Annotated in this window: 24 protein-coding genes; 15 read left to right on the top strand and 9 right to left on the bottom strand. The window is 68.8% G+C overall.

The genetic code is table 11. From position 1 onward, the window contains the following. Positions 1 to 5: 5 nt before the first annotated feature. Positions 6 to 1682 (top strand): ribonuclease J, encoded by a 1677-nt coding sequence (locus QXH22_RS02910; RefSeq protein WP_306241258.1) that lies wholly within the window; start codon positions 6 to 8, stop codon positions 1680 to 1682. Positions 1683 to 1765: 83 nt separating this feature from the next. Here the strand turns inward: QXH22_RS02910 and QXH22_RS02905 are convergent, their stop codons facing one another. The 4 genes from QXH22_RS02905 to QXH22_RS02890 form a co-directional block, all read right to left on the bottom strand. Continuing rightward, positions 1766 to 2638: an SAM-dependent methyltransferase gene (locus QXH22_RS02905; RefSeq protein ID WP_306274884.1), complete on the bottom strand. Its 873-nt coding sequence runs from the start codon at positions 2636 to 2638 to the stop codon at positions 1766 to 1768. Positions 2639 to 2641: 3 nt separating this feature from the next. Then, positions 2642 to 3463, bottom strand: coding sequence for a mycofactocin-coupled SDR family oxidoreductase (locus QXH22_RS02900; RefSeq protein ID WP_306244284.1), 822 nt, complete (start codon positions 3461 to 3463; stop codon positions 2642 to 2644). Continuing rightward, the gene (locus tag QXH22_RS02895) at positions 3460 to 3774 is read right to left on the bottom strand and encodes a putative quinol monooxygenase (RefSeq protein ID WP_306241256.1); all 315 of its coding nucleotides are present in this window, start codon (positions 3772 to 3774) and stop codon (positions 3460 to 3462) included. Before QXH22_RS02895 ends, QXH22_RS02900 begins: the two co-directional genes overlap by 4 nt. A 91-nt stretch (positions 3775 to 3865) precedes the next feature. Beyond that, complete coding sequence (locus tag QXH22_RS02890; RefSeq protein WP_306274883.1) at positions 3866 to 5815, bottom strand: SpoIIE family protein phosphatase; 1950 nt, start codon at positions 5813 to 5815, stop codon at positions 3866 to 3868. 119 nt (positions 5816 to 5934) lie between these two features. On the opposite strand from QXH22_RS02890, the gene QXH22_RS02885 reads away from it, so the two are divergent. Then, positions 5935 to 8493, top strand: coding sequence for a DNA translocase FtsK (locus QXH22_RS02885; protein ID WP_306241254.1), 2559 nt, complete (start codon positions 5935 to 5937; stop codon positions 8491 to 8493). A 77-nt stretch (positions 8494 to 8570) separates the two neighbouring features. Here QXH22_RS02885 and QXH22_RS02880 read toward each other — a convergent pair whose 3' ends face one another. Further along, positions 8571 to 9095, bottom strand: a complete 525-nt coding sequence (locus QXH22_RS02880) for an amino-acid N-acetyltransferase (protein ID WP_306274882.1) — start codon at positions 9093 to 9095, stop codon at positions 8571 to 8573. 58 nt (positions 9096 to 9153) lie between these two features. Here QXH22_RS02880 and pgsA point away from each other — a divergent pair, with 58 nt between their 5' ends. From pgsA to QXH22_RS02860, 4 genes are all read left to right on the top strand, one after another. Next, positions 9154 to 9750, top strand: coding sequence for a CDP-diacylglycerol--glycerol-3-phosphate 3-phosphatidyltransferase (gene pgsA / locus QXH22_RS02875; protein ID WP_306241252.1), 597 nt, complete (start codon positions 9154 to 9156; stop codon positions 9748 to 9750). Positions 9751 to 9827: 77 nt separating this feature from the next. Then, a complete protein-coding gene (gene clgR, locus QXH22_RS02870) occupies positions 9828 to 10142 on the top strand; it encodes a transcriptional regulator ClgR (protein WP_306241251.1) in 315 nt (104 codons plus the stop codon). 135 nt (positions 10143 to 10277) lie between these two features. Then, on the top strand, positions 10278 to 11099 hold the full coding sequence (pspA, locus tag QXH22_RS02865) for a phage shock protein PspA (protein ID WP_306241250.1): 822 nt from the start codon (positions 10278 to 10280) through the stop codon (positions 11097 to 11099). A 10-nt stretch (positions 11100 to 11109) separates the two neighbouring features. Continuing rightward, positions 11110 to 11925 (top strand): hypothetical protein, encoded by an 816-nt coding sequence (locus tag QXH22_RS02860; RefSeq protein ID WP_306241249.1) that lies wholly within the window; start codon positions 11110 to 11112, stop codon positions 11923 to 11925. 9 nt (positions 11926 to 11934) lie between these two features. Here QXH22_RS02860 and QXH22_RS02855 read toward each other — a convergent pair whose 3' ends face one another. Both QXH22_RS02855 and QXH22_RS02850 read right to left on the bottom strand, forming a co-directional pair. Then, the gene (locus QXH22_RS02855; RefSeq protein WP_306274881.1) at positions 11935 to 13569 is read right to left on the bottom strand and encodes a PE family protein; all 1635 of its coding nucleotides are present in this window, start codon (positions 13567 to 13569) and stop codon (positions 11935 to 11937) included. Between the two features lie 155 nt (positions 13570 to 13724). After that, on the bottom strand, positions 13725 to 14177 hold the full coding sequence (locus tag QXH22_RS02850) for a limonene-1,2-epoxide hydrolase family protein (protein WP_306274880.1): 453 nt from the start codon (positions 14175 to 14177) through the stop codon (positions 13725 to 13727). Positions 14178 to 14220: 43 nt separating this feature from the next. Here QXH22_RS02850 and QXH22_RS02845 point away from each other — a divergent pair, with 43 nt between their 5' ends. Together QXH22_RS02845 and QXH22_RS02840 are read left to right on the top strand one after the other, a co-directional pair. Beyond that, positions 14221 to 15381 (top strand): glycosyltransferase, encoded by a 1161-nt coding sequence (locus QXH22_RS02845; protein WP_306274879.1) that lies wholly within the window; start codon positions 14221 to 14223, stop codon positions 15379 to 15381. Positions 15382 to 15389: 8 nt separating this feature from the next. Beyond that, positions 15390 to 15593: a DUF3046 domain-containing protein gene (locus QXH22_RS02840; RefSeq protein WP_156452565.1), complete on the top strand. Its 204-nt coding sequence runs from the start codon at positions 15390 to 15392 to the stop codon at positions 15591 to 15593. A gap of 85 nt (positions 15594 to 15678) precedes the next feature. Here QXH22_RS02840 and QXH22_RS02835 read toward each other — a convergent pair whose 3' ends face one another. After that, complete coding sequence (locus tag QXH22_RS02835; protein WP_306275948.1) at positions 15679 to 16329, bottom strand: (2Fe-2S)-binding protein; 651 nt, start codon at positions 16327 to 16329, stop codon at positions 15679 to 15681. Positions 16330 to 16498: 169 nt separating this feature from the next. Between QXH22_RS02835 and recA the strand changes: the two genes are divergently transcribed. The 4 genes from recA to QXH22_RS02815 all read left to right on the top strand — a co-directional run bounded on the left by recA (position 16499) and on the right by QXH22_RS02815 (position 20270). Next, entirely contained in the window at positions 16499 to 17539 is a 1041-nt protein-coding gene (gene recA, locus QXH22_RS02830; RefSeq protein ID WP_306241241.1) for a recombinase RecA, read from the top strand. Beyond that, positions 17505 to 18029 (top strand): recombination regulator RecX, encoded by a 525-nt coding sequence (recX, locus tag QXH22_RS02825; RefSeq protein ID WP_306241239.1) that lies wholly within the window; start codon positions 17505 to 17507, stop codon positions 18027 to 18029. Before recA ends, recX begins: the two co-directional genes overlap by 35 nt. Before the next feature lie 84 nt (positions 18030 to 18113). Next, complete coding sequence (gene miaB / locus QXH22_RS02820; protein ID WP_306274878.1) at positions 18114 to 19658, top strand: tRNA (N6-isopentenyl adenosine(37)-C2)-methylthiotransferase MiaB; 1545 nt, start codon at positions 18114 to 18116, stop codon at positions 19656 to 19658. Then, on the top strand, positions 19659 to 20270 hold the full coding sequence (locus QXH22_RS02815) for a hypothetical protein (RefSeq protein WP_306274877.1): 612 nt from the start codon (positions 19659 to 19661) through the stop codon (positions 20268 to 20270). It begins immediately after the preceding gene. Here the strand turns inward: QXH22_RS02815 and QXH22_RS02810 are convergent. Then, positions 20267 to 21637 (bottom strand): DUF349 domain-containing protein, encoded by a 1371-nt coding sequence (locus QXH22_RS02810; protein WP_306274876.1) that lies wholly within the window; start codon positions 21635 to 21637, stop codon positions 20267 to 20269. The genes QXH22_RS02815 and QXH22_RS02810 overlap by 4 nt on opposite strands. Positions 21638 to 22207: 570 nt before the next feature. Here QXH22_RS02810 and QXH22_RS02805 point away from each other — a divergent pair. The 3 genes from QXH22_RS02805 to miaA are packed head-to-tail and all read left to right on the top strand — an operon-like array spanning position 22208 to position 24794. After that, positions 22208 to 23143 carry a DMT family transporter gene (locus QXH22_RS02805; RefSeq protein ID WP_306241236.1) on the top strand — a complete coding sequence of 312 codons (936 nt, stop codon included), beginning with the start codon at positions 22208 to 22210 and terminating at the stop codon, positions 23141 to 23143. A gap of 47 nt (positions 23144 to 23190) precedes the next feature. Next, positions 23191 to 23877 carry a hypothetical protein gene (locus tag QXH22_RS02800; RefSeq protein WP_306274875.1) on the top strand — a complete coding sequence of 229 codons (687 nt, stop codon included), beginning with the start codon at positions 23191 to 23193 and terminating at the stop codon, positions 23875 to 23877. Next, on the top strand, positions 23874 to 24794 hold the full coding sequence (gene miaA, locus QXH22_RS02795) for a tRNA (adenosine(37)-N6)-dimethylallyltransferase MiaA (protein WP_306274874.1): 921 nt from the start codon (positions 23874 to 23876) through the stop codon (positions 24792 to 24794). The genes QXH22_RS02800 and miaA overlap by 4 nt, the downstream gene beginning before the upstream one ends. Positions 24795 to 24834: the final 40 nt, after the last annotated feature.

The following is a 24834-nucleotide window of genomic DNA, read 5'->3' as shown; positions in this document are numbered from 1 at the left end:
TGACGTTGTACGAGGAGCTCGCACCGCCCGGTCCATTGACCGCGGGCGGGTTGCGGGTCACCGCGCTCGGCGGGATCAGCGAAATCGGCCGCAATATGACGGTTTTCGAGCATCTGGGCCGACTGCTGATCATCGACTGCGGCGTGATGTTCCCCACCCACGACGAACCCGGCGTCGACCTGATCCTGCCCGATCTGCGCCATATCGAGGACCGGCTGGACGACATCGAGGCGCTGGTCCTCACCCACGCCCACGAGGATCACATCGGCGCGATCCCGTTCCTGCTCAAGCTGCGGCCCGACATCCCGGTCGTCGGCTCCAAGTTCACCCTCGCGCTGGTCGCCGCCAAGTGCCGCGAGCACCGCATCAAGCCGGTGTTCGTCGAGGTCAAGGAGGGGCAGAGCAGCCGGCACGGGGTGTTCGAGTGTGAGTACTTCGCGGTCAACCACTCCATCCCCGACGCGCTGGCCATCGCCGTCTACACCGGTGCCGGCACCGTGCTGCACACCGGCGACATCAAACTAGACCAACTGCCGCTCGACGGCCGTCCCACCGACCTGCCGGGGATGTCGCGGCTCGGCGACGCAGGTGTGGACCTCTTCCTGTGCGACTCCACCAACGCCGAGCATCCGGGTGTCGGGCCGTCGGAGAGCGAGATCGGCCCGACACTGCACCGGCTGATCCGCGGTGCCGACGGACGCGTCATCGTGGCGTGTTTCGCCTCCAACGTCGACCGTGTCCAGCAGATCATCGACGCCGCAGTGGCATTGGGCCGGCGGGTGTCGTTCGTCGGGCGGTCGATGGTGCGCAACATGGGCATTGCCCGCGAGCTCGGCTTTCTGAAGGTAGCCGACTCCGACCTGATCGACATCGCCGCGGCCGAGGAGATGCCGGCCAACCGGGTGGTGTTGGTCACCACCGGAACTCAGGGCGAGCCGATGGCCGCGTTGTCGCGGATGTCCCGCGGCGAGCACCGCAGCATCACCCTGACCGCCGGTGACCTCATCGTGCTGTCGTCGTCGCTGATCCCGGGCAACGAGGAAGCGGTTTACGGTGTCATCGACGCACTGGCCAAGATCGGCGCCCGCGTTGTCACCAACGCCCAAGCGCGAGTTCACGTTTCGGGTCATGCCTACGCCGGCGAACTGCTGTTCCTCTACAACGGGGTACGCCCGCGCCACGTCATGCCGGTGCACGGCACCTGGCGGCACCTGCGGGCCAACGCCAAGCTGGCCGCCAGCACCGGGGTGCCGGAGGAGTCGATCATGTTGGCGGAGAACGGCGTCAGCGTCGACCTGGTCGCCGGGAAGGCCAGCATCGCCGGAGCGGTACCGGTCGGCAAGATGTTCGTCGACGGCCTGATCACCGGCGACGTCGGCGAAATCACGCTGGGGGAGCGGCTCATTCTGTCCTCGGGCTTCGTCGCCGTCACCGTGGTGGTGCACCGGGGCACCGGTAAGCCGGTGACCACCCCGCACCTGCATTCCCGGGGCTTCTCCGAGGACCCCAAGGCGCTGGAACCCGTCGTGCGCAAGGTCGAGGCAGAGCTGGAATCGTTGGCGGCCAACAACGTCACCGATCCGATCCGCATCGCTCAGAGCGTGCGGCGCACCGTCGGTAAATGGGTGGGTGAGACATACCGCCGGCAGCCGATGATCGTGCCGACGATCCTCGAGGTGTAAACGGCCCCGCGAGTGTGAAGTTCACGACGGGACACGCCGCTGAGGCGTCGTAGATTCCACGCTCGACGGGGTGGCAGACACCGCTAGACCTTCTCGGCGTAGGCCGACCATTCGATCTGGGATGCAGGCAACGTGCGGCCGGTGGGCCTGACGTAGCGCTCGACGAGTTCGTCCGGCCCGACCTGTTCCACCAGTCGCCAGCCGTACTCCTCGAGGAAGGCCGCGACCTCGTCGGGCAGCAGGCCGAAATGCCACAGCCGGCGGCGTCCCCGCACCGAGCGGTACAGCGCGCGGGAGCCATAGCGATTCGTGCCGTCGATGAAGTCGCGACGGACGTAGCTGAACACCAGTCGACTGCCCGGCGCGGTCGGCCGCAGACCCTGCAACGTCGCGCGGACGGCGTCCTCGGTGAGGTACTGCGTGACACCCTCCCAGATGAAGAACGTCCGGTAGTCGGGCCGGTAGCCGTGCTCGGCCAGTGCGGTCAACAGGTCGTCGCGCTCAAAGTTCAACGCCACCAACCGAACCGAGAGCGGCAGCTCACCCAGCACCTTGCGGACAGTCCTGGCCTTGCGGGCGATGTTGACCGGCAGGTCCACCTCGAAGACCGGTCTGCGGATCTGGCGGGTCAACCGGTAGGCGCGGGTGTCCAGGCCCGCGCCGAGTATCGCCACCGCGTCGATGTCCTCAAGAGCGTCCGCGAGCTTGTCGCCGATGAACTGTTTGCGGCAGGCCAGATTGGCCCATAATCCCGGGCCGGTCCGCTCCGATGCGCCGATCAGCGCCCGCCGAAACACCGTCGCGCGGGTAGCGGCGGCGAGCCAGCGCAGCGGCAACGGCAGGAAAACCTCCGCGAGGTCGTCGTCCACCAGCCTGCGGCCGGCCGGTTCGTTCTGCTCGACCGCGGCCAACAGCATCGGTCCGAACGCGGTTCCGGCAGCGGGGTTTCGGGCCACGAGCTACCGCTTGTTCACTGAGCCCGCGTCGACCGGCAACGTGACTCCGGTGATGTAGCGGGCCTGGTCGGACACCAGCCACGCCACCGCATTGGCGATGTCCTCCGCCTGCAGAATCTGCACTGGCAGTGCGTTGCTCATGCCGGGTGCCCGACCGCTCTTGCTGACCAGATCGGTCAGCCACTGGCGGATGAACTCGTTGTTGATCATCGGTGTGTCGACTCCGGAGGGGTGCACCGAGTTAACCCGAATATCGTGCGGTGCAAGCAGATTGGCGTACAGTCGCATCAGTCCGACCAGACCGTGCTTGGCGGCGGTATAGCCGATCGAGCCGGCGTCTGCGCTGCCCACACCCGCCAGGCCCGCGGCCGAACTGATCAGCACGATCGAGCCGCCCTCGCCCTGCTCGATCATGGTCGGCGTCGAGACGTCCACGGTGTGGTAGGCGCCGGTCAGGTTGACGTCGATGACGTCGCGCCAGCCGTCGGCCGACTGCATGGGGGCGATCCCGGCATTGGCGATCACGATGTCGAGCCGGCCGAACTCGTCGAGGCCCGCCTGCAACGCAGCCTCCAGCGAAGCGCGGTCCCGGACGTCACCCTGTCGGGCGACGATGCGCCCCCCGGCGTCCTCCACGAGTTTGACGGTCTGTGCCAGGTCCTCTGCGGTGCCGAGCGGGTAGGGCACGCTGTCGATCCGGTCGCACAGGTCGACGGCGATCACGTTCGCGCCGTCAGTGGCCAACCGGACCGCATAGGCGCGTCCCTGACCACGCGCGGCGCCGGTGATGAAGGCCGTCTTGCCTTCCAGGGGCCGGGCCATCAGGCGCGCAATTGCCCTTTGTCGGCATCGCCGGCCGGAACCGGGGCCAGCATCTTGATGTCCGGCGCCCCGGCCAGGTGCTCGCCGACGGCACCGAACATCTTGCCGATCGCGGGCGCCGTGCTGTGGGTCTTGAGCGCCTCCTCGTCGGCCCACTGCTCCACGAAGACGAAGGTCTCGCCCGTCTGGTGCAGCGAATACAGCTGGCAGCCCGGCTCGCCGTGCACTTCTTCGACCGCGGTGGTGAGGATGTCGCGGACGGTGTCGACCGATTCGGGCTTGACGGTCAGAGTGGCGACGACGACGACGGGCATGCTGGGGCCTCCTGGCGACTTTGGCGGGCGGGTTCGAGCACTGTGGCCACCCTACTCACACCGCTATCGCACGACGGTTTCAGCCGTCGCCTTACTCCGTGGTGCGCTCCAGACCCACCAGATCGAGCACGACGGCCGCCGGAGTGCCCGAAGCGGCCACCAGAGTGAACGGCCGCTGGTGGGCGGCCAGCTGCTCGCGGGTCATGAACAGCGCCCGCACACCTCTGCTCGTCAGCATCGTGACCTGGTCCAGCAGCACGGTCAGCCCGACGGTACCGCCCTGGGCGGCGTCGGCGAGGTCAGCGTTGAACCGGTCGGCGGTCAGCGCATCCACGGCGCCGGTCACCGTCAGCGTCGCCTTGCCGGGTTCGTCGTTGCGCTCGGCGCGGTAAGTAGGCGGCGCAGGCGACGGGCTGCTCCCGAAGCTTCGGGAGGCGACCAGCGCGGGCCGAGATACCTTGTGGCGCAGCGTCAGTACCGTGCCTTTCCCGGCCGGCCGGGGCGCGCCGTCATGTTTGATCGTCACCTCGTCCAGGAGCCGTTCCATCATCGCCAAACCACGCCCGCGGCCGATGTCGGCGATTCCGGGCGTACGCCACTGCCCGTCGTCGCCGACGCACACTTCGGCCACCCCGCCGGAACGCAGAACGCCCGAGATACGCAACGGTCCGGGTGCGCAGTCGGGATAGGCGTGTACCGCGACGTTGGCGACCGCTTCGTTAACGGCCAGCTCTATCGCCAGCGTGGCCTCGTCGCTGATGTCGAGCGCGGCCAGCCACGTTCGGATCCCGTCGACCGCTTCGGTGATGCCGTGATCGTCGGCGATGGTGGACACGGCCAGCTCGGGTGGGGGTGCGGCGACAAGCTGTGCCGCCAGCGTGGTTACATCATCGTCATAGCCTGTGCGCGTGAGTAATTCGACGGTCAGCTGGCACGCACGAGCTGCCGGTGAAACCGCCGCGCCGGTGGGCAGCACCCGGTTCGCCACCGCGTCGGCCGCCACTTGCGCCACCTCCGCATAACCGTCTGCCATGGTTCTGCCCGGGCGCTCGATGAGTCCGTCGGAGTACAGCAGGACCACATCGCCGGCCTTGAGCGATCTCCGGATGACCGCATGGTGATGCCCGACTCCCAGTGGGGCGCTTCCGCTTTGGTGTAGAAACCGGGTGTTGCCGTCCGCCCCGACAACGACGGGGGGCGGGTGCCCGCACAGGCAGAACTCCATGTCCGCGGTCCGCGGGTCGATCACGACGATGGCGACGGTCGCGGCCCGCAGCGGTCGCTTCTGTGCGGCGAACGCGTCGACCTGGGCGATGGCAGAGCCGAGGTCCGCGGCCGTGGTCACCGCCAGTTCGAGCGCCGCGCGAAGCTGTCCCATGGCCGCCGACGCCGCCACGCCATGCCCCACTACGTCCCCGACCACCAGTGCCATGCGGCCGTCGTCCAGCGGTAACGCGTCGAACCAGTCCCCGCCGGCGGCCTGGTCGCGCGAGGCGGTCAGGTAGCGGGCAGCGAGGTCGATATGCGGGACGACCGGCAGCTCAATGGGCAGCAGTGCCCGCTGCAGTTCGTCGACGACATCGCGGGTCGCCTCGTAGCGGCGTTGGGCCTCGGCGGCCTGCCGCCCAGCGAGCTCACGCTCCATCACCTGGTCGGTGACGTCGATCGCGTACGCGAGCACCCATTCCCGGTTGTCGGTATGTGGTGCGACGACGAAACTGAGCCAGCGTTCCTCGACCCGATTGGACGCCGGGTGCTCCCACTGGACTCGCCACTCCCGTCCGACTTCGGTGCGGCCGGTGGAGTAGACCCGCTCGATCACCGGGTTCATCAGCTGACCGTCCAGTTCGGGGAACACCTCGGAGACGGTGCATCCGATCACGTCGTCTCGGCCTGCGACGTAGCGGAACGCGGCGTTCGCCGCGATCAGGCGCAGCTCCGGCCCCTGCCAGCAACACGCCATGACGTCCAACGCCTCGAATACCGACCGAACCACCGCCGGATCACCGACCCGGCTGTCGAGATGCCTATCTTCCAGCACCCCACCACAATGCACTCTCCGCAGCCTGCGCGGTAACGGGATGAGCAAGCCGGGATTAACGATCCGTTACCAGTGTGGCGGGTGGTGTTGATGTTATTGATGCGACTACGCTTGCGGGCATGGCCAGTAAGACCGCAGCCCGCTCCGGAACACGAACGAGCAGGTCAGGGGCCACTTCGCGGGCCGGGGCCGCAGGTGGGCGAGCAAGCGCGTCTCCCCGTGCACCCAAGAAGCGTCCGGGCAAGCCCGTCAAACGGGTCAGCAGGCCCGCCAAACGCCGCAATCAGTCGGTGCTCGTGCTGACCGGACGCGCGTGCGGACGGGCTGCTCGCGCCAGTTGGATGATGGCCGCCAGGGGGACCGGGAGCGCGGCGCGCTCGATCGGTCAGGCCCGCCACATCGAACCCGGACACCGCCGGGACGGGATCGCGCTGGCGTTGCTGGGCGTCGCCGTAATCGTTGCCGCCAGTTCATGGTTCGGCGCCGCCCGACCGGTGGGGGCGTGGGTGGATTCAGGTCTGCGCCTATTCGTCGGCTCAGGTGTTGTGCTGCTGCCGTTGGTTGCGGCCGCCGCGGCGATAGTGCTGATGCGCACGGAGCCCGACCCCGACGCGCGGCCGCGGCTGATCCTCGGCTCCAGCCTGATCGCACTGTCGTTTCTCGGCCTTCGCCACTTGTGGTCCGGATCGCCGGAGGACCCCGAATTACGCAAGCGCGCAGCGGGATTCATCGGCTTCGCGATCGGTGGGCCGCTCTCGGACGGCTTGACCGCGTGGATCGCGGCGCCCCTGTTGTTCATCTGTGCGTTGTTCGGGGTGTTGCTGCTGACCGGCATCACTATCCGCGAGGTGCCTGACGCCCTGCGAAACATGTTCGGCACCAGACTGTTCCAACGCGAATACGACGACTATGACGAATACGACGACTTCGCCGGTGACGACGCGGACACGGTCGAAGTCGCCCCCTCCGAGGACTTCTCGGACGGCTACTACGACGAGGCCCCGCTGCGCCCCGAGGACGAGCCGAAGCCCTGGCCCACGGCGGCGGACGCGGCGCTCGCCGAGCCCATCGCCGACGAGACGCCGACCGTTCCCGAGCCGCGGACCCGTCGGCGTGGAGCGAAGGCCGACAAAGCCGAAAAACAAGACACCCCAGTGCTCGACCGGGTGGTCGAAGGTCCCTACACACTGCCGCCGCTCGATCTGCTGGTGGCCGGTGAGCCGCCCAAGAAGCGCAGCGCCGCCAACACCCACATGGCCGGCGCCATCGGCGAGGTGCTCACCCAGTTCAAGGTCGACGCCGCGGTCACGGGCTGCACCCGCGGGCCGACGGTCACCCGCTACGAGGTGGAGCTCGGCCCCGGCGTCAAGGTGGAGAAGATCACCGCGCTGCAGAAGAACATCGCCTATGCGGTGGCCACCGAGAGCGTGCGGATGCTGGCCCCGATCCCGGGCAAGTCCGCCGTCGGCATCGAGGTGCCCAACACCGACCGCGAAATGGTGCGGTTGGCCGACGTGCTCACCGCGCCGTCGACCCGCCGGGACCACCACCCGCTGGTGATCGGGCTGGGCAAGGACATCGAAGGCGACTTCATCTCGGCCAACCTGGCCAAGATGCCGCACCTGCTGGTGGCGGGTTCCACCGGCTCGGGCAAGTCCAGCTTCGTCAACTCCATGCTGGTCTCGCTGCTGACCCGCGCCACCCCGGAAGAGGTCAGGATGATCCTGATCGACCCGAAGATGGTGGAACTGACGCCGTATGAAGGCATTCCGCACCTGATCACGCCGATCATCACCCAGCCGAAGAAGGCGGCGGCGGCGCTGGCCTGGCTGGTCGAGGAGATGGAACAGCGCTACCAGGACATGCAGGCGTCGCGGGTGCGGCACATCGACGACTTCAACGCCAAGGTGCGATCTGGCGAGATCACCGCGCCACTCGGCAGCCAGCGGGTGTACCGGCCCTATCCGTACGTCCTGGCGATCGTCGACGAGCTCGCCGACCTGATGATGACCGCGCCGCGCGACGTCGAGGACGCCATCGTGCGGATCACCCAGAAGGCGCGCGCCGCCGGCATCCACCTGGTGCTGGCCACCCAGCGCCCGTCGGTGGACGTGGTGACGGGGCTGATCAAGACCAACGTGCCGTCCCGGCTGGCGTTTGCGACGTCATCGCTGACCGACAGCCGCGTAATCCTGGACCAGGCCGGCGCGGAAAAGCTGATCGGAATGGGCGACGGCCTGTTCCTGCCGATGGGGGCCGGCAAGCCGATCCGGTTGCAGGGCGCCTACATCACCGACGAGGAGATCCAGGCCGTCGTCGCCGCCTGCAAGGACCAGGCCGAACCGGAATACACCGAGGGTGTCACCGCAGCCAAGCCCAGCGGTGAGCGCGCTGACGTCGATCCCGACATCGGCGACGACATGGACGTGTTCCTGCAGGCCGTCGAGTTGGTGGTGTCCAGCCAGTTCGGCTCGACCTCGATGCTGCAGCGCAAGCTGCGGGTGGGCTTCGCCAAGGCCGGCCGGTTGATGGACCTGATGGAGACCCGCGGCATCGTCGGGCCCAGCGAAGGCTCCAAGGCCCGCGAGGTGCTGGTCAAGCCGGATGAGCTGGCCGGCACCCTGGCGCTGATCCGGGGCGGCAGCGGCGCCGACGGCAGCGACCTCGACGAGGACTAGGCCCAACAGCGCGAGCAGACGCGAAATCGCGCTAAAACCGCCGGTTTTGCGTGATTTCGCGTCTGCTCGCGGGGGGGCTACAGGACCAGCAGCATCCGGGAATTACCCAGAATGTTGGGCTTGACGTAGCTCAGATCCAGGAATTCGGCGACACCGATGTCGTACGAACGGCACATTTCCTCGAACACCTCGGCGGTCACCGGAGTGCCCTCGATTTCGGTGAACCCGTGCTTACCGAAGAACTCGGTCTCGAACGTCAACACGAACAGCCGCTCGAGTTCCAGCTCCCGGGCCACTTCGAGCAGCCGGTTCACGATCGCGTGGCCGACTCCGTGACCGGTCAGGTCCGGGTCGACGGCGACCGTGCGGATTTCGCCGAGGTCCGACCACAACACGTGCAGTGCGCCGCAGCCGACCACTTTCCCGGTCATGTCCGGGTCTTCAGCCACCCAGAATTCCTGGACGGACTCATAAAGCGTCACCAGATTCTTTTCCAGCAGAATCCTGCCGGCGTAGGTGTCCACCAGTTGTTTGATCGCAGGGACGTCAGACGTTCGCGCCCGCCGAACAACCGGCCGGTAATCCCGTCGATTCTCGGTCACGGGGCAACAGTATCGACATCACTGACCACATGAGCTGGCCAGCCGTTATTCTGAGGCCGTGTCGGGGCAACCGCAGGCGGGTCAGGCAGCGGGTCAGGCCCGTATCGCGAATCTGGCGAATGTCCTCACCCTGGTGCGGTTACTGCTGGTTCCGATCTTTCTTTACGCGCTGTTCTACGGCGACGGTCACCACACCTATGCGCGCGTTGTGGCGTGGGCGATCTTCGCGGTGGCCGTCATCACCGATCGCTTTGACGGCCAGCTCGCCCGCAACTACGGCATGGCGACCGAATTCGGCGCCTTCGTCGACCCGATCGCCGACAAGACGCTGATCGGAGCCGCCCTGATCGGGCTGTCCATGCTCGGTGACCTGCCGTGGTGGGTGACGGTGCTGATCATGACCCGCGAAGTGGCGATCACCGTGTTGCGGCTGGCTGTCATCCACCGCGGCGTCATTCCCGCCAGCTGGGGCGGCAAGCTCAAAACGGTGGTCCAGGCGGTGGCGATCGGGCTGTTCGTGCTGCCCCTGTCCGGGATTCTGCACACCGCGGCGGTGGTGGTGATGGGTCTGGCGATTGTTCTGACCGTGGTCACCGGCATCGACTACGTCGCGTCGACGGTCAGAGAAATTCGCCGAACCCAACACGACGCCTAGGGAACCATTGCGCCCACCGCCTGCGTTCACGTGAAGTCCCAGGAATTCTTGGGGATGACCAGACGAAGGGGAGCACGATGGCGTCACTAGTGCGTGAGGTGGTTGGCGACGTGCTGCGGGGGGCCCGGACGTCGCAGGGCCGGACGCTACGGGAGGTGTCCGATTCGGCGCGGGTGAGTCTCGGGTACTTGTCGGAGATCGAGCGCGGCCGCAAAGAACCGTCCAGCGAGCTGCTCACCGCGATCTGCGACGCCCTGCAGGTCCCGTTGTCGCAGGTACTGATCGACGCCGGCGAGCGGATGGCCCGCGAAGAGCGCACCAGCCGCGCTGCGTCCATCGATACCAGCATCAAGGTGGTCATCCCTCCGGTGGTCTCACTGGCCGTGGCGTGAGCGCCGCGGGTAGACCCGCGTCCACGAGATATGCACCATGGGTGGGGCGACGACGGCTGACCCACTAAATTGAGCGGCAGGGTAAGCGTTGCGGCCCATCCGGACCACAAGAAGAAGCGAAGGCGGAGCTAACTGATGGCCAATCCGTTCGTCAAAGCGTGGAAGTACCTCATGGCGCTGTTCAATTCCAAGATTGACGAGCACGCCGACCCGAAAGTGCAGATCCAGCAGGCCATCGAGGAGGCGCAGCGCACCCACCAGGCGTTGACCCAGCAGGCCGCGCAGGTGATCGGTAACCAGCGTCAGCTGGAGATGCGGCTCAACCGGCAGCTGGCCGACATCGAGAAGCTGCAGGTCAACGTTCGTCAGGCGCTCACCCTGGCCGACCAGGCCGTCGCCAGCGGGGACGCCGCCAAAGCCACCGAGTACAACAACGCCGCCGAGGCCTTCGCGGCCCAGCTGGTGACCGCCGAGCAGAGCGTCGAAGACCTCAAGACGCTGCACGACCAGGCTCTGCAGGCGGCCGGGCAGGCGAAGAAGGCCGTCGAGCGCAACGCGATGGTGCTGCAGCAGAAGATCGCCGAGCGCACCAAGCTGCTCAGCCAGCTCGAGCAGGCCAAGATGCAGGAGCAGGTCAGCGCGTCGCTGCGGTCGATGAGTGAGCTCGCCGCGCCGGGCAACACCCCCAGCCTGGACGAGGTGCGCGACAAGATCGAACGTCGTTACGCCAATGCGATCGGCTCCGCGGAGCTCGCGCAGAGCTCGGTGCAGGGCCGCATGCTCGAGGTCGAGCAGGCCGGGGTGCAGATGGCCGGTCATTCCCGCCTCGAGCAGATCCGCGCGTCGATGCGGGGCGAGGCACTGCCCGCCGGCGGCGCGGCCGCACCGGGCGTCACCCCGGCAACCCCGGCCACCGAGCCGGGCGGAGCCGTCCCCGATAAGCCGTTCGGTCAGTAGGGGCGAGCCGATGGCGGCGAAGTCGAATCAGCGGGGTCTGTGGCGCGGGTTGCTGCAGCGCGGATTCGACACCGCCGCCGACGTGACCGACCTGCTCGCCCGCAAGATCAGCGCCGCCAGCGATCCGCGAGCGCGCCAGTTGCGCCGACGGCGCCGCGCCCTGCGGTGGGCCTGGATCTTCACCGCCGGGGTGGTGTTCTGGGGTCTGGTGACCGCGGTGTTGGCGGCCTGGGGCTGGTTCGCGCTACTGCTGCAGATCACCGGCGCCGTCGCCGTCGTCATGGTGATTCCGGCGACCTTGTTGTTCTTCCGCTACTACTGGTTGAAGTCCGAGCCCCTGCCCGCGCAGCGGCCGGCCAGTCCTCGCCGGCTGCCGCCCGCCGGTTCGGCCGCCCGGCCCGCCATGTACGCCCTGGGGGCCTCCGAGCGTGGCTTTTTCTCGCTGCTGGGCGTGATCGAGCGGGGCGAGATGTTGCCGCCCGACGAGATCAGCGACCTGACCGACGCCGCCAAGCGAACCTCGGCGGCCATGGCGGCGACCGCCGCCGAGGTGGTGTCGATGGAGCGAGCCGCGCACAACACTGAAGCATCTCGTCACTACCTGGTGCCGACCATTAACGCCTACACCGCGCAGCTCGGCGCCGGGGTCCGTCAGTACAACGAAATGGTTACTGCGGCAGCGCAATTGGTGTCTTCTGCGAACGGTGAAGGTGCAGCCACCCTTTCGCAGCAGCGCTACCGTGACGAGCTGGTCGGTGCGACCGATCGCCTGCTGAGCTGGGCGCAGGCATTCGACGAGCTCGGCGGGTTGCCGCGGGCGATCTAGGTCTCGCTGCTACGGGAACTGCAATCCGTTTTGGCCGTTCAGGCCCAGCAGCAGTCCGCCGGTGCCGCCGGCGCCGGCGACGGCACCAACCGTGGCGCTGACTCCGCTGTTGCCGCCGTTACCACCCAGGCCCCACAAGAAGGCGCTGCCGCCGTTGCCGCCGTTGCCGGCCTTGCCTACCAGCCCGTCGCCGCCGTTGCCGCCGTTGCCGCCGTCGCCGATCAGCCCACCTTTGCCGCCGGCGCCGCCGGCACCGCCGTCGACGCCGCCGTTGATGCCCGCCCCGCCGCCGCCGCCGGCACCGCCGGATCCGTAGAGCGCGCCGGCATTGCCACCGGCGCCGCCCTGTCCGCCACTCGATCGACCCGACCCGCCGGAGCCGCCGGCCCCGCCGTTGCCGACCAGCCCGCCGGTACCGCCGCCTCCGCCGGCGCCGCCGGCGGCGTTGGTGCCGATGCCGTACCCGCCACTGCCGCCGGCCCCACCGGGGCCCCACAACAGGCCCGCACTGCCTCCGGTACCGCCGGCGCCGGCGAGCCCGTTGGCGAGAGTGGCGTCGCCGCCCGCGCCGCCGCCCCCGCCGGCACCGAGGACGGTGCCGCCCGCGCCGCCCACTCCGCCGCCACCGCCGGCCTTCCCGCCGGCGCCGCCGTCCCCGCCGTCCGCGCCGTAGCCGAACAGCCCGCCGGCCCCGCCGGCACCACCGTGGCCGCCCGTACCAGTTGCGGCAAGGGAGGTGCCGCCGGAGCCGCCATGGCCACCGCCCGGGCCGAACAGTCCGCCCGCCCCGCCGACACCGCCGGCCCCGCCGTTTCCGTTGACGCTGGCGCCACCCGCGCCGCCGGCGCCGCCCGCGCTGAACAGTCCGCCAGCCCCGCCCGCGCCGCCGCTGCCGGCGGCGCCGCCGGTGGGCTCGTTGGAGGCGCCACCCATGCCGCCGCTGCCGCCTGCGGAGAACAGCCCACCGGCGCCGCCGGCACCGCCGGCGCCACCGGTGCCACCGGCGACGTTCACGGCGTAGCCCCCGTTGCCTCCCGCCCCCGCGGTGCCTCCCAGCAGCCCGGCCGCCCCGCCGTTGCCGCCGGCCCCGCCGTTGGGTGTCAGGGCCGAAGCCCCGTATCCGCCGTCGCCGCCGCGCCCCCCGTTGCCGAACAGTCCGGCCGCCCCACCGTTACCACCCTTTTGGCCGCCGCCCGCGATGCCGGACCCGCCGTTGCCGCCGTTTCCCCACAAAATGCCGCCGTCGCCGCCGTTTTGACCGGATCCGGGTTTTCCGTTGGCGCCGTTGCCGATCAGCGGTCGGCCGAGTGCAGCGAGGAACGGCGCATTCACCAGGTCGAGCAGGCTCTGCAGAGGCGTCGCCGCGGCGGCCTCGGCGGCCGCGTACTGTCCGGCGCCCGCCGCCAAGGTCTGCGCGAACTGCTGGTGGAAGGCCTCCGCCTGCGCGCTGAGGGCCTGATAGGACAGCGCGTGTCCGTTGAAGAGGGCAGCGACGGCTGCAGAGATCTCGTCCGCACCTGCGGCCAGCAGCGACGTGGTGCGGGCGGTGGCCGCGGCGTTAGCCGCGCTGACTGTTGAGCCGAGACCGGCCAATTCCGTTGCTGCCGCCGTCACGAATTCCGGCGAGGTGATGACAAATGACATCCCAGACCTCCACACGCCATGCCCGATAGGTCATGCCAGTCCAGGATCGCCAGCTCACCCTTGAGACTAGGCAGAGGAATGGTATAGCGACCCGACCGAGGTGATTTCGGTTTCGGTCGGAATTTTTCGTATTTTGGCGACGCCCGATCGGGGTCTTACAGCGTTGCGCGTAGTGACGGAACTACCACGCCCGCCAGGCCGCGCAGGAACCCTTTCAGCATGTCGTAACTGTCGAAGTAGTCCCGCCACAACGTGATTCGCCCGTCGCGGATCTCGAACGTCCCGCAGACCCAGAACTGAATCCGCAGTGGGCCCAGGATCAGCGCGTCGGTGCGCTCGGTGAGGACCGCCGAACCGTCGGCGGCGATGCGGTGGATTTTCACCTCGAAACCGACGCGGCCCTGCATCTTGCTCAGCAGCGCAGTCGTCTTGCGGCCGCCACGGATGCGGGAGAATCCGACGTTTTCGTAAACGAGATTGTCGTGCAATAACGCGTCGACGGTGTCGAAGTCCTCGGCCTGCAGCGCGTTGAGGAAGTCCTCGACTGCGCGGATGTTTTCGGTCGTGTCGGCTCCCGACCCGGGCCCCTGCTGCGTCAGCTCAGTCATGGTTGCCAGAGTAGGCGAGCTCTGGTGTGGCAGGGTGAAGCGGATGCGCGTCGCCGTGGTCGCCGGGCCCGATCCCGGACACTCGTTCCCGGCGATCGCGCTGTGCCGGCGCTTCCTGTCCGCCGGAGATTCGCCGACCTTGTTGACCGGGGTGGAGTGGCTGGAGACCGCCCGCGCCGTGGGGATCGAAGCGGTCGAGCTGGACGGCCTGGTGGCCGCCGACGAGGACCTCGACGCGGGCGCCCGGATTCATCGTCGTGCGGCGCGGATGGCCGTGCTCATCGCCCCGACCCTGCGCGACCTGGCTCCGGATCTGATCGTGTCCGACGTCATCACCTCCGGCGGCGGCCTGGCCGCCGAGTTGTTGGGGATCCCGTGGGTGGAGCTCAGCCCGCATCCGCTGTATCTGCCGTCGAAAGGGTTGCCGCCGATCGGCAGCGGCCTGGCACCCGGCACCGGCGTGCGGGGCGTCCTGCGCGACACCGTGATGCGTGCGCTGACGGCGCGGTCGGTGCGCGCCGGTCTGAGGCAGCGGTCGGCCGTCCGGGCCGAGATCGGACTGCCGGCACGCGATCCCGGACCGGTCCGGCGCCTGATCGCCACGTTGCCCGCATTGGAGGTCCCACGGCCGGACTGGCCGCGCGAGGCGGTCGTGGTGGGCCCGCTGCACTTCGAGCCGACCGAGCGGGTGTTGGAGATCCCGCCGGGCTCGGGGCCGGTGGTGGTGGTCGCCCCGTCGACGGCGTCGACCGGAACCACCGGAATGGCGGAACTTGCACTGCAGTCCCTGAGGCCGGGGGAGACCCTGCCCGCGGGTGCGCGGGTGGTGGTGTCCCGGCTGGGTGGCGACGAGTTGCCGGTACCGCCCTGGGCGACCGTGGGGCTGGGCCGGCAGGACGAGCTGCTGGCGCATGCCGATGTGGCGATTTGCGGGGGTGGCCACGGAATGGTGGCCAAGACGCTGCTGGCCGGGGTGCCGCTGGTGGTGGTTCCCGGCGGCGGAGATCAGTGGGAGATCGCCAATCGGGTGGTACGCCAGGGCAGCGGCCGGCTGATCCGTCCGTTGACCGCTGACGCGCTGGTGGCCGAGGTGGGCGAGGTCCTGTCGTCGCCGCGGTACCGCGCGGCCGCGCGGCAGGCCGCGGCGAGCGTCGCCGAGGTGGCCGATCCGGTGCAGGTGTGTCACGAGGCGGTTGTCCGCTGACCGGTAGGTTGGCGGGCGTGCGACTGACCGAGTTCAACGAACGGGTGGTGCTGCGCTTCGGCGCGGCGTACGGCTCCTCGGTGCTGGTCGACCACGTGCTGACCGGGCTCGGCGGCCGTACCGCTGCGCAGGCGATCGAGGAGGGTATCGAGCCTCGTGAGGTGTGGCGCGCGTTGTGCGCCGACTTCGACGTGCCTCGCGATCAGTGGTGACTTTTACTGGGTGCGTTGAGTCTGCGTTCAGGGTGACAGTCAATCGAAAACACCCGCCCTCACCGCAGAGTCGGCGCCGTCGCCGTCAGCCGAGTGCGCAGTCGCCGCACGTGCCCCCGCCCGGGATGCGGTAGTACAGGCAGCAGCTGTTCCGCCGGAAATCCAGGTTCGCGCTGGTGATCACCCCGGTGCCGGCCAGGTTGCCGATGTCCAGCAACGCGGACGTGGTTCGCGTGATCGGCGTGTGGAGATCCGGGCGCACCAGTAGTAGTTGCCGCGCCGTTCCCACCAGTGCCGACGCGATGTTGCCGTAGAGCAGTCCGGGCGCCAGGCCGACCCGGAAGCCGGCCGCGAGCCGCTCCAGGTGGTCCTCGACGACGACCCGGTACAGCAGTTCGGGGGACAGCGAGGCGGGCTCCCCGACGGGTTGGGGCAGCCGCAACCGGGCGCCGTCGTCGGCGCGTTGGAGGTCGGTCAGGTCCGGAACGACCCCGTGGGCCAGCACGCACGCGAGAACCGGCGACCACAGCCGGGCGGCGTGGCCGAGGTGTACGAGGGAAGTGCCGATGCGCAGGTCGGCAGTGCCGTAGTGCCGGGAGGTGGCCTCGATGAGGTCAGCGCAGCCGGTGGCGTAGGACCGCGTGACGGGGTGCCACCCGACCGGATCTCCGCCCACGGTCAAGGCGAAAAACCCGCCATAGGTGGAAATTTCGGCCAGTTCCGCAGCGATGTTCATGTGTTCTTCGAGGTGATCCTGCCACACGCGGCGTGTCGAACTTGAGTCGAACAGGTGTTCGGCTACTGTGGTGATCACTCGGAGATCTCAACTTGTCGGTGGCCTTCTTTAGTGTCACGGCCAACCGACCGATACCGGTCACCGGAACACCGACTACAGGAGAGGCATCATGGCTCAAGCCCCCGATCGCGAGAAGGCTCTCGAACTGGCTATGGCCCAGATCGAGAAGAGTTACGGCAAAGGCTCGGTGATGCGCCTCGGGGACGAGGTGCGCCAGCCGATCTCAGTGATCCCCACCGGGTCCATCGCACTGGACGTGGCTCTGGGCATCGGTGGCCTGCCCCGGGGCCGGGTCGTCGAGATCTACGGCCCGGAGTCCTCGGGTAAGACCACCGTCGCACTGCACGCGGTGGCCAACGCCCAGGCTGCCGGCGGTGTGGCGGCGTTCATCGACGCCGAGCACGCGCTGGATCCGGACTACGCCAAGAAGCTGGGCGTCGACACCGATTCGTTGCTGGTCAGCCAGCCGGACACCGGAGAGCAGGCGCTCGAGATCGCCGACATGCTGATCCGTTCGGGTGCGCTCGACATCGTGGTCATCGACTCGGTGGCAGCGCTGGTGCCGCGCGCGGAACTCGAAGGCGAGATGGGTGACAGCCACGTCGGACTGCAGGCCCGGCTGATGAGCCAGGCGCTGCGGAAAATGACGGGTGCACTGAACAATTCGGGCACCACGGCGATCTTCATCAACCAGCTCCGGGACAAGATCGGCGTGATGTTCGGCTCGCCTGAGACGACCACGGGCGGTAAGGCGCTGAAGTTCTACGCGTCGGTGCGCTTGGACGTGCGGCGGATCGAGACGCTCAAGGACGGCACCAATGCGGTGGGTAACCGCACCCGGGTCAAGGTAGTCAAGAACAAGGTTTCGCCGCCGTTCAAACAGGCCGAGTTCGACATTCTCTACGGCAGGGGCATCAGCCGGGAAGGATCGCTGATCGACATGGGCGTCGATCAGGGCTTCATTCGCAAGTCCGGCGCCTGGTTCACCTATGAGGGTGAGCAACTCGGTCAGGGCAAGGAGAACGCTCGCAACTTCTTGCTCGAAAACGGCGATATCGCCAACGAGATCGAGAAGAAGATCAAGGAAAAGCTCGGCATTGGTGCCGTGGTGACCGATGACGGCGTCCTGCCCGCCCCCGTCGACTTCTGAGTCGTCTCGTCGCGACGAGCAGGCGCGGGCCCTGTGCCTGCGCCTGCTCACCGCGCGATCACGAACCAGGGCCGAGTTGGCCGGCCAGCTGGCCAAGCGGGGATACCCCGACGACGTCAGCAACCGGGTGCTGGATCGGCTAGCCGGCGTCGGTCTGATCGACGACGCCGACTTCGCCGAGCAGTGGGTGCGGTCCCGCCGCGTGAACGCCGGAAAGAGCAAGCGAGCACTGGCCGCCGAGTTGCACACCAAGGGCGTGGACAACGAGGTGATCGACACGGTGCTGGCCGGTATCGACGCCGGTGCCGAACGTGAGCGGGCAGAGCAGTTGGTCCGGACAAAATTGCGGCGCGAGGTGCTGAGTGAGGACGACGCCAAGGTGACTCGCCGCCTGGTCGGGATGCTGGCCCGCCGCGGGTACAGCCAGACGGTGGCGTGCGAGGTGGTGCTGGGTGAGTTAGCGGCCGAACGGGAGCGCCGGCGGGTCTGAGGGGCCCACCGGAGTGGCCACCGCTGCGGCCGCCATGAACGGCCGACAACCAGGCTCTGTGTCGCCCGCCAGTACGATGGCCCCGTGACTTCGACGGTGGCACCGGGCGCTGCGGGCGCTGCGGGCGTGACAGGCGTTGGCGCGCCTGCCAGCGACTCGGGCCGCACGTACCAGGTCCGCACCTACGGCTGTCAGATGAACGTCCACGACTCGGAGCGGCTCGCCGGACTGCTCGAAGCCGCCGGCTACCGCCGCGCGGCAGAGGGTGACGACGCCGACATCGTCGTCTTTAACACCTGTGCGGTCCGGGAGAACGCCGACAACAAGCTGTACGGCAACCTCAGCCACCTGGCGCCGCGCAAGCGCAGCAACCCCGACATGCAGATCGCGGTCGGCGGTTGTCTGGCACAAAAGGACCGCGACGCCGTACTGCGCAAGGCGCCGTGGGTCGACGTCGTCTTCGGCACCCACAACATCGGATCGCTGCCGACGCTGCTGGAGCGGGCCCGGCACAACAACGAAGCCCAGGTGGAGATCGCCGAGGCACTGCAGCAGTTCCCGTCTTCGCTGCCCAGTGCCCGCGAATCCGCTTATGCCGCTTGGGTTTCCATCTCGGTGGGCTGCAACAACAGCTGCACGTTCTGCATTGTGCCGTCGCTGCGGGGCAAGGAGGTCGACCGCAACCCGGCCGACATCCTGGCCGAAGTGCGGTCGCTGGTGGATACCGGCGTTCTCGAGGTCACCCTGCTGGGCCAGAACGTCAACGCCTACGGCGTCTCTTTCGCCGACCCGGCGACCCCGCGCAACCGGGGCGCGTTCGCCGAGTTGCTGCGGGCCTGTGGCGACATCGACGGCCTGGAGCGGGTCCGGTTCACCTCGCCGCACCCGGCCGAGTTCACCGACGACGTCATCGAGGCGATGGCGCAGACACCGAACGTCTGCCCGGCCCTGCACATGCCGTTGCAATCGGGGTCGGACCGGATCCTGCGTGCCATGCGGCGTTCCTACCGGGCCGATCGCTATCTCGGCATCATCGAACGGGTGCGGACGGCCATGCCGCACGCCGCGATCACCACCGACCTCATCGTCGGCTTCCCCGGCGAGACCGAAGAGGACTTCGCCGCCACCCTCGACGTGGTGGCCCAGGCGCGCTTCGCGGCCGCGTTCACCTTCCAGTACTCTCCGCGCCCCGGCACGCCCGCCGCCGACCTTCCCGATCAGGTGCCCAAAGCCGTTGTACAGCAACGCTACGAGCGCCTCGTGGAGTTGCAGGAGAGCATCTCTTTGCGGCACAACCGCGCGGTGGTGGGCCAGACCGTCGAACTGCTGGTCGCCTCCGGCGAAGGACGCAAGGACAGCCGCACCGCGCGCATGACCGGCCGCGCCCGCGACGGCCGGCTGGTCCACTTCACCGCCGGAGCCCGTGAGGTGCGTCCTGGCGACGTCGTCACCGCCATGGTCACCGACGCCGCGCCGCACCATCTCATCGCTGACGCCGGCATCCTGACCCACCGCCGCACGCGCGCCGGCGATGCGCACCTTTCGGGTCGAACCGGCGTCGGACTGGGTATGCCTGGTGTCGGGGTGCCCGTCGCCGCGCCGGCCCAGCCGGCCGGTTGTGGCCAATGAATGAACGGAGAACTTCACGTGGCGGAATTCGACGCCTACCGGTCTGAAATCGAGGCGGCCGAGCGCCGGGTTGCTCGCGAAATCGAGCCCGGGGCCAGGGCTCTCGTCGTCGCGATCCTGGTATTCGTGCTGCTGGGCTCGTTCATCCTGCCGCACACGGGCAGCGTGCGGGGCTGGGACGTGCTGTTCGGCACCCACGGCGCCGGCTACGCCGCGGTGGGGCTGCCCTCGCAGGTATTCACCTGGCTGGCGCTGGTGTTCAGCGTCGGCTTCTCGATTCTGGCCTTACTGACCCGGCTCTGGGCGGTGGCCTGGGTGGCGCTGGCCGGTTCCATGCTCGCCAGCGGTACGGGTCTGCTTGCGGTCTGGTCGCGCCAGACCGTGCCGGCGGGCCACCCCGGACCGGGCATCGGCCTGTTCGTCGCGTGGATCACCGTGATACTGCTGACGTTCCACTGGGCCCGGGTGGTGTGGCAGCGCACCATCGTGCAGCTGGCCGCCGAGGAGCAGCGCCGCCGTATCGTCGCGCAAGAACAGTCCAGGACGCTGCTGGACAGCCTGGGCACCGGAACTCCCGACGCCGATGCCGGCGCCGAACCCAAGGGCCCTTAAGACCGGCGGGTCAAAGCCTTGGCCGCGGCATCAGCCCACTGACGCCATTGCTCGGCGTTCGCCCTCGCCTCGTCGGCTTCCTTGGTCTTACCGGCCGCGGTCGCCTTCGCGGCCTGCTGTTCGAACTGCTCAGCGCGGGCGCGGAACTGCTCGGCGCGGGCCTGGGCCTGCGGGTCGGCCCAGTCCGATTCGCCGGCGTCGCGCACCTTCTTCTCGATCGCGCGCAGTCGCCGCTCCAATTCCGCGGACCGCTCCCGGGGGACCTTGCCGATCGCGTCCCACTTATCGGCGATGCTCCGCAGCGCGGCCCGGGCGGCGTCGTGATTGCTGGTGTCGATCTTCTCGGCCTCGGCCAGCAGCGCCTCCTTGGCGGCCGCGTTGGCCTTGAACTCGGCGTCCTTCTCCGCGGTGACGGCGTTGCGGGCGGTGAAGAACGAGTCCTGGGCGGCCTTGAACCGGCGCCACAGCGCGTCGTCGACGTCCTTGCTGGCGCGGCCCGCCGCCTTCCACTCGGTGAGCAGTTTGCGGAACTCCGCGCTGGTCGCGGTCCAGTCGGTGGAGTCGGATAACGCCTCGGCCCGCTCGCACAGCCGCTCCTTGGACTGGCGCACCCCGGACCGCTCCCGGTCGAGTTCGGCGAAGTGGGATCCGCGCCGGCGGTTGAAGATCTCCCGGGCCGCCGAGTAGCGCTTCCACAGCGCGTCGTCGACCTTGCGGTCGAGCCCGGTGATCGTCTTCCATTCGTCGAGGATCGCCCGCATCCGGTCGCCGGCGGCCTTCCATTGCGTCGAGTTGGCGGCGATGTCCTCCGCCTCGGCGGCCAGCGCCTCCTTGCGGGCGGTCTGGGCGGCCCGGTGCTCCATGCGGCGGGAGCGGTGCGCGGTGACATAGACGTCGATACGGGCGCGGATGTCGGACAACCGGCCGGCCAGCGCATCGATGTCACCCAGCACGCAGGCGGTCGGCAGTGTCTCGAGCAGGGCCCCCGCGTTGGCGTTGATCTTGCGGGGATCCCCGGTTCCCGACACCAACCGCTCCTCCATCAGAGCGATCTCGGTGCTCAGATCGTCGTAGCGCCTGCCGAAATAGGCGAACGCCGCCTCCGGGTCACCGGCCTGCCACGAACCCACGACCCGCTCGCCGGCGGCGCTGAGCAACCACACCGTGCCGTCGTCGTCGACCCGTCCGAACCGGTGGGGATCGCTGTGCGGCAACGTCGACGTCGGATGTGGCGACGCGTGCGCGGCGGGTCTGGGCGCTGCACCCGGCCGGGGGCCGGGTCGTGGCCCGGGCCGTGGCCCTGGAACCGGCCTGGAAACCGGTTCGGCTATTGCTGCGTCGTTGCTGCTGGGCTGCTCACCCGTCATTGCGCTCGTCACCTACCCTCTGCCAGTAGCGCGGTCGACTTCCCGCGCAGCTGCCGCGCGAAGCGGCACCCGTCCGGTCGGCATTGTGGTGCGAACCCCCGCAGTTTCCGACCGGTTTCCAACAAGTATTCAAGCAGCTTGGACGGCGGTGTGCCGCCACCTTCTGCGCACTGGTGCGTTTTCCGCCCGGGTATTGAGCTGTTCCAGGCTGGGACCCCCTGTGCTCGCGACGAGGCCGCCATGCCGGAGCCGTCCCGCGACGGCGTGAAACCCCCAGGCCAATCGGCCCTTTTCTGAACCGGTCGGCGGGCGGGCCCCGGGTAACAACTCGGTTCCCGTTCAATTGCGGCTGATAGCGATCCTGCGCGGTTGGGTACCGTTACCTAGGTCGTCCGCTCGGGTTTTCACAGCTGCCTCTTAGCTGGTTCTGGGAGGATCTCAGCTCGGTTGGAAAGTCTGAGCGGAGCACGATCACTGTCCAGACCACGGGCAGAGCCATAGAGTGTTTGATGAACTGCCGGCGAACATCGCGGGAACGCTGGTGGCGAAGTTGGGGAATTGAGGGTCGCCATGTCAATGGTCGGAATCTCCGCGATCATCGCGTTGTTCGCCGCGCTCGCATCGGCCACCGGAGACGTGATCCGGCAGCGATCGGCTCACGAGATCACCGATGAAGAAGTCGGCCACCTCAAGCTCTTCGGCATGTCGCTGCGCGACGCCAAGTGGTGGACGGGCGGCGGGTGCGCGGTGCTCAACTACAGCCTGCAGGCGATGGCCCTGGCCTTTGCGTCAGTGGTGCTGGTGACCGCGTTACAGGTGACCGCGCTGCTGTTTGCCCTGCCGATCTACGCCCGGCTGGCACGCCACCGGATCACGCGGTCGCAGTGGCTGTGGGCAACTGTGCTGGCCGCGTCGCTGGCCGTGGTGATCATCGTCGGCGATCCGGCCGCCGGCCACGACCGGGCGCCGCTGGGCACCTGGATGGTGGTGGCGGCGGTGATGGGACCGATCCTGGTGTCCTGCGTGGTGGCCGCCAAGGTGTGGCACGGCCGTCCGCAGGCCGCGGCGCTCCTGGCGCTGGTGGCTGGTTCGTCTTTGGCGCTGTTCGCCGTGCTGACCAAGGGCGTGGTCGACGTTCTGCACCACCAGGGTCTGGGGGCCGCCGTGACCACCCCGGAGTTCTTTCCCTGGCTGGTCGTCATGCTGTGCGGGATGATCTTCCAGCAGTCGGCATTCCGCGCCGGTTCGCTGACCGCCTCGCTGCCCACGATGACCGTCGCCAAGCCGGTGGTGGCGACCATCCTGGGGGTCCTCGTGCTCGGTGAGACGCTGGACACGGACGGTATTGAAGGCGTGGTGCTCGCCATCGCCGCGGCCGTGGTGATCACCGCGACGGTGGCGCTGGCCCGCGGCGAGGCCGCCAACATGGAAGCCGACGCCGAAGAGGTGCATCGGGTCGACGGGCCGGACAAGGGAGCCCCGGTCATCACCGCCGCTGACGGGTAGGCGCACTGCTTCGCATGTCCCGCGCGCCGAGACGTTAGTTTGATGGCGTGCTGAGCGCCATCGTCGTCATCCCGTGCGCGCCGGTGCTCGTTCCCGAACTCGCCGGAGCCGCCGCTGCCGAGATCGCCGATCTATCGGCCGCTGTCCTCGCCGCGGCAGCCGTGCTGCCGGATCGCTGGGTCGCCGTGGGAACCGGCCCGGTGGACGCCGTGGTGGGCCCGGATAGCGTCGGCACCTTCGCCGGATTCGGCGTTGACGTGCCGGTCCGCCTGACGCCCCAGGCTGCGGGCGCGGGGATGGACATGCCCCTGTGCGCGCTGATGGCCGGCTGGGTGCGTGGTCAGGCGCGCCCTGACGCCTCTGTCGAGGTGCGGGTTTACGCGGGCGACCAGGACCCCGGCGCCGCGGTGCACCGCGGCCGCGACTTGCGGGCCGAGATCGACGAGCATCCGGACCCGGTTGGCGTACTGGTCGTGGCCGACGGTGCCAACACCCTGACCGACAGAGCGCCCGGCGGCTACGACCCCGGCGGCGCGGATGCCCAGCGACTGCTCGACGATGCGCTGGCCGGTGGGGACGTCGCAGCCCTGAGCCGGTTGCCGCAGCGGATTCTCGGACGGGTGGCTTTCAACGTCGTGGCCGGCCTGGCCGGGCCCGGACCGCGCTCGGCCAAGGAGCTGTACCGTGGCGCCCCCTACGGCGTGGGTTACTTCGTCGGCGTCTGGCAGCCGTGAGGCCACTGGCGATCATCGGCCCCACCGGTGCCGGGAAGTCGCAGCTGGCGCTCGATGTGGTCGAACGACTCGGCGGCGCAGCCGAAATCGTCAACGCCGACGCGATGCAGCTCTATCGCGGTATGGACATCGGGACCGCCAAGCTGCCCGTCGGGCAGCGCCGCGGCATCCCGCATCACCAACTCGACGTCCTCGACGTCACCCAGACCGCGACCGTGGCCCGCTACCAGCAGGCGGCGGTCGCCGACATCGAAGGGATCCAGTGCAGGGGAGCCGTGCCGGTCGTGGTCGGCGGCTCGATGCTCTACATCCAGTCGCTGCTGGACGACTGGACCTTTCCCGCGACCGATCCGGCAGTGCGGGCCCGCTGGGAGCAGCGGCTGGCCGAGATCGGTGTCGCCGAACTGCACGCCGAACTGGCCTGTCGGGATCCGGCCGCGGCGGCCGTCATCCTGCCCACCGACGGCAGACGCACGGTGCGGGCCCTGGAAGTGATCGAGCTGACCGGACAGCCGTTCGCGGCGTCGGCGCCGCGCATCGGTGCGCCGCGCTGGGGCACGGCCATCATCGGGTTGGATTGCGAGACAACGATTCTGGATCAGAGGTTGGCGCGACGCACCGAGCTGATGTTCGCCGAAGGGCTGGTCGAGGAGGTGCGTGGTCTGCTCGGCCGCGGGCTGCGTGACGGCGTCACCGCTTCGCGGGCCCTGGGTTATGCCCAGGTGATTACCGCACTGGATGCCGGCGGCACACCGGAGTTGCTGCACGAGGCGCAGGAGCAGACTTTCGTCGGCACCCGCCGCTACGTGCGACGCCAGCGGTCCTGGTTTCGCCGCGACCACCGCGTGCACTGGATCGACCCGTCTGCTGCCGGTGCCGTCGACGAGGCGCTGCGTGTCTGGCGACACGTATCCTGACCGGGTGATCCGCGCCGACGCCCTGCGGATCAGACGCGGC

Source organism: Mycobacterium sp. TY814 (assembly GCF_030755175.1).
Taxonomy (GTDB): Bacteria; Actinomycetota; Actinomycetes; order Mycobacteriales; family Mycobacteriaceae; genus Mycobacterium.
Note: the sequence above shows the minus strand (reverse complement) of the source record. Positions and strands in the feature narration are given on the sequence as shown.